This window comes from Variovorax cryoconiti, from assembly GCF_051216395.1.
Classification (GTDB): Bacteria; Pseudomonadota; Gammaproteobacteria; order Burkholderiales; family Burkholderiaceae_C; genus Variovorax.
Window position 1 is genome coordinate 750 of record NZ_JBPJZI010000060.1, and the last position, 344, is coordinate 1093.

Annotated in this window: 1 pseudogene; it reads left to right on the forward strand. The window is 70.1% G+C overall.

Features of this window, described 5'->3' with window-relative positions:
• Positions 1-344: pseudogene (locus tag ACSFA2_RS25710) on the forward strand (AAA family ATPase); the annotation flags it as partial.

The following is a 344-nucleotide window of genomic DNA, read 5'->3' on the forward strand; positions in this document are numbered from 1 at the left end:
CAGGCGGCACAGGAAGGCTTGGCCAAGGCGCTGGGCGAATTGCAGGCGTGGGAACCCCGTCACGCGGCTGCAGCAAGGGCCGATGCCGGCGCGCGCGAAAACCTGCGCCTTGCGCGGCAGGCGGCCTCGCGCATCGCGCAGGAGAAAACCGTCGAAAGCCTGGCCGAGCAGCTTGAGGCGCTTGCACAGAGCCACGAGAAGGCAAAGGGCGAGCAGGACAAGGTCACGCGCCTGCAGGCCGAGGCGCAGGCGCTCGCGGTGCCGGAGGGCGAGCTCAAGCGGCTTCAGCGTTGCGCAGATACGCATCGCACGGCGCAAGCCAGGCTCGATGCGGTGGCGACGGC